This is a genomic window from Burkholderia sp. Tr-20355 (assembly GCF_017104685.1).
Classification (GTDB): domain Bacteria; phylum Pseudomonadota; class Gammaproteobacteria; order Burkholderiales; family Burkholderiaceae; genus Burkholderia; species Burkholderia seminalis.
This window is the reverse complement of sequence record NZ_JAAGPK010000016.1, coordinates 80,757-88,549: the sequence shown is the minus strand read 5'-3', so window position 1 is coordinate 88,549 and position 7,793 is coordinate 80,757. Positions and strand designations below refer to the sequence as shown.

At 71.1% G+C, this 7,793-nt stretch carries 6 protein-coding genes and 1 pseudogene; 1 reads left to right on the top strand and 6 read right to left on the bottom strand.

Annotated features, from left to right (window positions below; translation table 11 throughout):
- The 3 genes and pseudogenes from G3N62_RS06860 to G3N62_RS06850 all read right to left on the bottom strand — a co-directional run.
- Positions 1-364: pseudogene (locus G3N62_RS06860) on the bottom strand (hypothetical protein); the annotation flags it as partial.
- 168 nt (positions 365-532) lie between these two features.
- Positions 533-1,918 carry a sigma-54 dependent transcriptional regulator gene (locus tag G3N62_RS06855; protein ID WP_124608715.1) on the bottom strand — a complete coding sequence of 462 codons (1,386 nt, stop codon included), beginning with the start codon at positions 1,916-1,918 and terminating at the stop codon, positions 533-535.
- Positions 1,900-3,396: a HAMP domain-containing sensor histidine kinase gene (locus tag G3N62_RS06850; protein WP_124670079.1), complete on the bottom strand. Its 1,497-nt coding sequence runs from the start codon at positions 3,394-3,396 to the stop codon at positions 1,900-1,902. Before G3N62_RS06850 ends, G3N62_RS06855 begins: the two co-directional genes overlap by 19 nt.
- Before the next feature lie 177 nt (positions 3,397-3,573).
- On the opposite strand from G3N62_RS06850, the gene G3N62_RS06845 reads away from it, so the two are divergent.
- A complete protein-coding gene (locus G3N62_RS06845; RefSeq protein ID WP_124670019.1) occupies positions 3,574-4,530 on the top strand; it encodes a mannuronate-specific alginate lyase in 957 nt (318 codons plus the stop codon).
- Positions 4,531-4,619: 89 nt separating this feature from the next.
- On the opposite strand, the gene G3N62_RS06840 is transcribed toward G3N62_RS06845, so the two are convergent.
- From G3N62_RS06840 to xylG, 3 genes are read right to left on the bottom strand one after another with little or no spacing between them, the layout of a single operon-like run.
- Positions 4,620-4,949, bottom strand: a complete 330-nt coding sequence (locus tag G3N62_RS06840; RefSeq protein ID WP_049036627.1) for a hypothetical protein — start codon at positions 4,947-4,949, stop codon at positions 4,620-4,622.
- 35 nt (positions 4,950-4,984) lie between these two features.
- Positions 4,985-6,220 carry a sugar ABC transporter permease gene (locus G3N62_RS06835; protein ID WP_124670020.1) on the bottom strand — a complete coding sequence of 412 codons (1,236 nt, stop codon included), beginning with the start codon at positions 6,218-6,220 and terminating at the stop codon, positions 4,985-4,987.
- On the bottom strand, positions 6,217-7,776 hold the full coding sequence (xylG, locus tag G3N62_RS06830; protein ID WP_069704859.1) for a D-xylose ABC transporter ATP-binding protein: 1,560 nt from the start codon (positions 7,774-7,776) through the stop codon (positions 6,217-6,219). The genes G3N62_RS06835 and xylG overlap by 4 nt, the downstream gene beginning before the upstream one ends.
- Between the last annotated feature and the right edge of the window lie 17 nt (positions 7,777-7,793).

The following is a 7,793-nucleotide window of genomic DNA, read 5'->3' as shown; positions in this document are numbered from 1 at the left end:
CGCCCGGCCGCGCGAGCGCGACCAGTTGCGTGCCGAGATGCGGCGGCAGGCGGACGAGCGTGCCGTCGGTCAGCACGAAACCGTCGACGTCGCCTTCCGGGTTGATCGTCATGCGTGCCAGCGTGCCGGACACGAGCGCGTCGGGAGCGATGCCGCCGCCGGGCACGCCGACCGGCGGCGCCGGGTCGAGGCCGGCGCGCGGCGGTGCGCCGGGCGGCCCCTCCGCCCGCCGCGCGGGCGGAGTGTGCGCGGCGCAGGCGGTCGCCGCGGCAAGCAGCGCGACGGCGCACAGTCCGACAGCGGTGCGGCGAACGGCGGCGCGCCGCGGCGGCCGCGAACGCGCGGCAAGTGGGGTCGACATCATGGCGGGCTCCGGCAACGGGTTGCGATGCGTCGATATTCGCAACACGCGTGCCAGCACGCGCGCGCCCGCCGGGCGGTGTTCCGGACGACGGACCGTGCGGGACGTGTCGGGATTCCCGACATGTTTCACCCGCCGTTGTCGGAGATTCCGACAGTCACATCGGCGCGGCTAGTCGTCGCGCTCGATCCCCAGATGAGCCATGCGCGCGTAGAGCGATTGCCGGCCGATACCGAGCTGCCGCGCGGCCTCCGCGCGATTGCCGTTCGCGCGCTCGAGCGCGCGCAGGATCGCGGCGCGCTCGACCGCCGCCAGCGCATCGGGCAACGGCAGGTCGAACAGCGAGGCCGGCAGCGCGAGCGTGTCGCTGCCGTTCTGAAGCGCGGGCACGGCGGCCAGCCCGAGATCGGCCGCACCGATGGCCGGCCCGGGCGCCAGCGCGGCCGCCCGCTCCATCACGTTGCGCAGTTCCCGGACGTTCCCGGGCCAGCGATGATCGAGCAACGCCCGCTGCGCGTCGTTCGTCAGGTGCAACGGGCGCGCGCCTGCCGCCCCCGCCAGGAAATGCGCGGCCAGCGGCAGGATGTCGGCCACGCGCTCCGCGAGCGGCGGCAAGTGCAGCGGAATGACGTTCAGGCGATAGAACAGATCTTCGCGAAACGTGCCGTTCGCGACCGCCGCGGCAAGATCGCGGTGCGTCGCGGCCACCACGCGAATGTCGATCGCCGTCGGACGATCCGCGCCGAGCGGCGTCACCTGGCGCTCCTGCAGCGCGCGCAGCAGCTTGGCCTGCATCGCGGCGGGCATGTCGCCGATCTCGTCGAGAAACAGCGTGCCGCCGTCGGCCTCGACGAGCCGTCCGGCGCGATCGGCATGCGCGCCGGTAAACGCGCCGCGACGATGCCCGAACAATTCGCTTTCGAGCAGATCGGCCGGAATCGCCGCGCAGTTGACCGCGACGAACGGCTGCGCATGCCGCGCCGACGCCGCATGCAGCACGCGGGCCGCCACTTCCTTGCCGGTACCCGTCTCGCCGGTGACGAGTACGGTCGCGTCGCTCGTCGCGGCGCGGCCGATCTGCTTTTGCACGTCGCGCATCGCGGCGCTCACGCCCAGCAGCCGGGGGCGGGTCGACACGGGTTCGCGCGCGAACCCGTCGCCGTGCGGCTCGGCGGCCGCCGGCGGCGTGTTCGCGGACACGACGCGCGTGAGCAGTTGCGCGATGTCGCGGCGCCCGATCGGCTTGGTCAGGTGATCGAACGCGCCAAGCCGCATCGCGTCGATCGTGTTGTCGCTGGTCGCATGGGCGGTCAGCATCACGACCGGAATCGCGGCCAGCGCGGGATCGTCGCGCAATTGCGCGAGCACCGCGAGCCCGTCCAGGTCGGGCAGGCGGTAATCCAGAAAGATGCAATCGACGCGGACGCCATCGCGCAGCACGCTCAACGCCGCTTGCCCGGCCTCCGCTTCGACGACGCGATGGCCGAGATCGGCGAGCGTCTCGGCCAGGCCGTCGCGAAACGCCGCGTCGTCGTCGACTATGAGGATGGTTGCCATGGGATTTCAATGACGAAGGAGGCGCCGCGCGGCACGTCGTCGAGCCAGGCCTGGCCGCCGTGCGCCGCGGCCACTTCGCGGACGACCGCAAGACCGAGGCCCGTGCCGTCCGCCCGTCCCGTCACGAACGGCTCGAAAATGCGGTCGCGCTGCTCGGCGGGAACGCCGGGGCCGGTATCCGACACGGTGATCCTCAGCCAGTCGCGTCCGGCATCGGTGCGACGCGCGGCGGTCAGCGTGACCGCGCCGCCGTCGCCGGCATGGCGCAGCGCATTGAGCACCAGGTTGTCCAGTGCGCGGCGCATCTGGTCGGGATCGAACACGGGGAAACCGGCGGGCTCCGCCACGCGTTCGCGAGGCTCGCCGCGCGACCATGCGAGCTCGATCGACCGACGCTGCGCCAGCTCGCGGTGCGCGTCGACGACCTGCGCGAGCCACACGTCGACATCGACCCGCGTCGCATGCGGGCTGACCGGCTGCGTCAGCGCAAGCAGGCCGGACAGTTGCGCATCGATGCGTTCGATCTGCGCCAGGATCACGCGCAGCGCATCCTGCTGCCGCCCGCTGTCGCCGGCCAGCGCGTTTTCGGCTTTCAGCCGCATCGCGCCCATCGGGTTGCGAATCTCGTGCGCGACCTGGGCGGCCAGCTTGCCCAGCATCCCGAAGCGTTCCGCCTGCGCGAGCCGCGTGCGGAGTTCGACGGCCTGCTGCTGCAGGTGTTCGGCACGCCGTGCGCGCGCGTTGAACGCCTCGATGATTCGGTCGAGATCCGACTCGCCGACGTAAGGCAGGTGCGGTTCGCGACCGTCGGGTCCGAGCCCGGTCTCGATCCGCGCGAGATTGCGCTTCCAGCGGCGCAATCCGATGGCCAGCGCCGCCGCGATCGCGAGAATCACCGCGAGCACGCCGGCGAGGCCCAGCGCCAGCAGCTCGCCGTGCCGGCCGAGCGGCGGGCGGGCGCGCGTCAGCATCCAGACGAACAGGCCCGATCCGGCGCGGACGGGGCACGCCGCCGCGATCACGGCGTCCTGCGCGCCCTCGACGGCGTTCGACGTCGCGGCGCGCGTCGCGGCGGCCGCGCGCAGCGTGCGGAGAATCAGCGGCGTTTCCGCGTCCGGCACGTCGCGCTTGATGCCGCTGCCCTGATAGGTGGGAAAGGAATACGCGAGAAAACCGCTCGCCGCGGCGCCGCCGCCCGCCGTCCAGAAACCGCCTTCCATGTCCGGCGTGCGCGCGAGGACGATATCGAGGATCGCATGCATCAGCGCGGCATCCGGCTGCGCGCCGGCCGGCGCGGACGTATCGTAACGCGACGCGACCGCTTCGCAGGCCGCTGCGCCCGCGGCCCGCGCACCGGCGATCTGCTGCCCTTCGGCGGAACTGGCCATGACCCAGACGACCGCGACCAGCGTCGCGCAGAGCGCCGCGACGAGCGCCCAGAGCATGACGAGTTGAGTGGAGAACGGCGGACGCTTCATCGGATCGGGCATGCGGTCGAGGGCGACAGGATAACGTAAAGCATACGACGCCGGGACCCGCGCGAATACGACGCGTCGCGCCGGACGGCAACGGTCGCCATCGGGAAAGGCCGCTGAAAGAACCAAGCGCTAGACTGCCTGCGGCTCGACACTCCCGCCCCTTGCCCCGAGGACAGCATGCGCGCCATTGCCTGCCGAAGACTCTCCGTCGCCTTGTTCGCCGCCGGTGCGCTGTTCGGCGCCGCGTCCGCGAGCCGCGCCTGCGACGTGCCCGCCCCGGTGCGGACGATCGATCCGCCCGGCTACTACGACGACCCGACCGGCTACGCGCGCGACGTGAAGCCGATGCGCGATTTCGTCGCGAAGCTGAACGCCGCGGCGGAACGCGCCGACTGGTCGTGCGCGCTGACGCTGCTCGACAGTTGGGCGCAATCGGATGCGCTGATGGGCAAAATCTCCGGCTATCAGGGATATTTCGAGCGTTCGTGGGCCGGCACCGACTTCGCGATGGTGATCCTGCGCATGCCGCCCGGCGTGCGCGAAGCGAACCGCGCGCCATTCAACGCGATCGACCCGTGGCTCGAACGCATCGCGATCGCCACCCGCGATTCGGAGGCAATCAACCGCCTGCACAACAACCTCGTGTACTGGGCGGGCCTCGACCTGATCGCCATCGGCACCGTGACCGACAACGCGAGCCTGATCGACTCGGGCCTGCTGCGCGTGCGCGAAGGAATCCGCGACATCGCCGCGGACGGTTCGCTGGCGCGGGAAGTCAAGCGCGGCAACCGCGCGCTGCACTATCACACCTTCGCGCTGCTGCCGCTCGTGTTCGCGGCGGAGCTCGTGCACCGGCGCAAGATCGACCTGTATCGCGAGAACGGCGGCGCGATCGGCCGCCTGGCCAACCTCGTGATCGACGCGGTGGAGAACCCCGACAGTTTCAGGAAGATCACGCCGGTCAGGCAGGACCTGTTCCCGTGGACGTTCCGCGACGAACTGAGCTGGGTCGAGCCGTACTACGCACGCTTCGGCGATCGCCGGCTGCCCGCGATCATCGCGCCGCGCCGCCCGTTCAGCGAATGGCGGCTCGGCGGCGACGTGACCGCGGCGTGGGGTGCGCCGCTGCCGTAACGGCCCGCGCACGATGCGGGACACGCGCGGCGCGAGCGCATCGAGTCATGCCGACCGCGCGAACGGTGTTGCGCCGCCTCTTCCACGCGTCAACGCATGCCCTCGTGCGCAACCTCGTTCACGGCGCCGCCGACGCGCTCCGCGCGCTCGACGATGCGCGCGAGCCGGATGATGTCGGTCAGCGCGAAATCGTTCGCGTCCGGCGTCGGCCGATCGTGCTCGCGCGCGACGCGCATCGCGAACGCGAGCGCTTCCGAGCGCTCGCGCAACAGCGTGCGCAATGCATCCGCGATGATCCGGCGGTCGCGCGGATCGCCCAGGCCGAGCACCGGCCCGCGGCCCGGTTCGACGGCCGGCGCTCCGTGCGCCGGCGCCGCCAGCATGGCGATGCCGGGCATCGGCACCGTGTTCCGTTTCATGTCCCTCTCCCGTTGACGGGCGGCCGCACGCTGCGTCACCGCCGGTTCGACCGCGACACCACGTCGATCCACACCGCCAGCACCAGCACCGCGCCCTTGACGATCATCTGCCAGTACGCGTCGACGTCCAGCATCGACATGCCGTTGTCGAGGCTCGCCATCACCAGCGCGCCGATCAGCGCGCCGTACACGGTGCCCGAGCCGCCGCGCATCGACGTGCCGCCGATGAAGCACGCGGCGATCGCGTCGAGTTCGCCCATCGTGCCCGCGGACGGCGAGCCGGCCGCGAGCCGCGCGGTGTTCACGATGCCGGCGAACGCGCACATCAGCCCCATCAGCGCGAAGATCGCAAGCTTCACGCGGTCGGTGTCGACGCCCGACAGTCGCGTCGCCTCGAGATTCGAGCCGACCGCGTAGATGCGCCGCCCGAACACGGTCTGCGTCGCGATCCACGAGAAGACGCCGAGCAGCGCGAGCAGCAGCAGCACCGGCACCGGGATGCCGCCGTAGCGGTCGAGCGTCGCGACGAACGCGAACAGCACCGCGCCCGCGCCCACGATCTTGACGGCGTCCTGCCACGGCGGCGCGACCGCCAGGCGGTAGCGTCGCCGCGTGCCGCGCTGGCGCACGACCAGCAGCGCGACGAGCGCGAACAGCAGCAGCGCGAGGCCGTCCCCGGCCATGCGCGGCAGGTAGCCCTGCCCGAGGAACACGAAGCCGTCGGACACCGGCGCGATCGTCGAGCCGCCCGTCACGCCGAGCAGGATCCCGCGAAACGCGAGCATCCCGCCCAACCCGACGATGAACGACGGCACGCGCCGGTAGGTCGACCACCAGCCGTTGAAGAGCCCGATCAGCACGCCGAGCGCGAGCACCGCCGGCACCGTCGCGGCGACCGGCCAGTGGCGGTTCACGTCGAGGATCGCCGCGACGCCGCCGAGCAGCCCGAGCAGCGAGCCGACCGACAGGTCGATCTCGCCCGCGATGATCACGAACACCATCCCGCAGGCGAGCATGCCGGTGATCGACATCTGCCGCAGCAGGTTCGACACGTTGCGCGGCGTGACGAACGCGCCGTCGGTCAGCACCGAGAAGAAGGCCCAGATCGCCGCGACCGCGAGCAGCAGCGCGAGGATCTTGTAGCGCACGAAGACCTGGCGAAGCTGGCTGCCGGTCGGGCGGCCCGCGGCGTGCACCGCGTCGTGGCCGCTTGAACGGCGCGCCTCCGCGTCCTGCGTCGCCGGGGTGGAAGAGGAAAGTTCTGGATTCATGTCGCACTCGCTGCGGTGGGTTCGGTCGGCCGCCGGCCGGATTTCAGCGCGGCGCCGAGGATCTGTTCCTGCGTGAGGCCTTCGTTGACGAAATCCCCGCGCAGCTCGCCTTCGCCGATCACCAGCACGCGATCGGCGAGCCCGAGCACCTCCGGCATTTCCGACGACACGACGATCAGCGCGACGCCGCGCTTCGCGAGCGCGAACACGAGCCGGTAGATCTCGGCCTTCGCGCCCACGTCGACGCCGCGCGTCGGCTCGTCGAGAATCAGCACCTGCGGCTCGGCCAGCAGCATCTTCGCGAGCACGGCCTTCTGCTGGTTGCCGCCGGACAGGCTCGCGATCGGCAGGAACGGATGCGCGGCGCGCACCGACAGCCGCTGCATCTCGGTGCGGATCGCATCCAGCTCGGCCGCCGCGTCGATCCGGCCGCGCGCCGCGAAGCGCCGCAGCACCGCCAGCGTGATGTTGTGGCCGACACCGAGCTGCGGCACGATGCCGTGACGCTTGCGGTCCTCGGGCACCATCGCGATGCCGGCGCGAATCGCATCGGCAGGCGTCCGGATCGACAACGGCCGGCCGTTCATCAGCACGGTCGCCGTGCACGCGCCCGGGTACGCGCCGAAGATCGCCTGCATCAGCTCGGTACGGCCCGCGCCGACGAGCCCCGCGACGCCGAGGATCTCGCCGCGCCGCACGCTGAACGACACGTCGTCGACCCGCTTGCGGCGCGGGTTCGTCACGTCGCGGCAGGTCACGTGGCGCGCCTCCAGCACGACCTCGCCGATATCGTGCGGCTCGCGCGGATACAGATCGCGGATCTCGCGGCCGACCATCATCGCGATGATCCGGTCGGTCGTCAGCGCGCGCATCGGCTCGGTCGCGACATGACGGCCGTCGCGGATCACGGTCACGGTGTCGCACACCGCCTCGACCTCGTCGAGCTTGTGCGAGATGTACACGCACGCGACGCCGCGGCGCTTCAGGTCGCGCACGATGTCGAGCAGGATGCGCGTTTCGGACGCGCTCAGCGACGAAGACGGCTCGTCGAGGATCAGCAGCTTCGCGCGCTTGTTCAGCGCCTTCGCGATCTCGATCAGTTGCTGGTGCCCGCCGCCGTAGTTCATCACCGGCTGCGCGACGTTGATCGAGTCGATCCGCAGTTCGTGCAGGAGTGCCTCGGCACGCTGCACCATCGCCGCGAAGTTCATGCGCCCGCCCGGCAGCGTGATCTCGTTGCCGAGGAAGATGTTCTCGGCCACCGACAGCTCGGGCACGAGCATCAATTCCTGGTGGATGATCACGATGCCCGCACGCTCGGTGTCGCGCACGCCGGACGCGACGAGCGGCGCGCCCTCCCAGCGGATCTCGCCGTCCCACGTGCCGTGCGGATACACGCCCGACAGCACTTTCATCAGCGTCGATTTGCCCGCGCCGTTCTCGCCGCACAGCCCCACGCACTCGCCCGGCCGCACCATCAGGTCGATGCCGTCCAGCGCCTTCACGCCGTCGAATTCCTTGACGATGCCGCGCATCGTCAGCAAGGGTTCGGTCATTCGCTCATGCCTCGCAG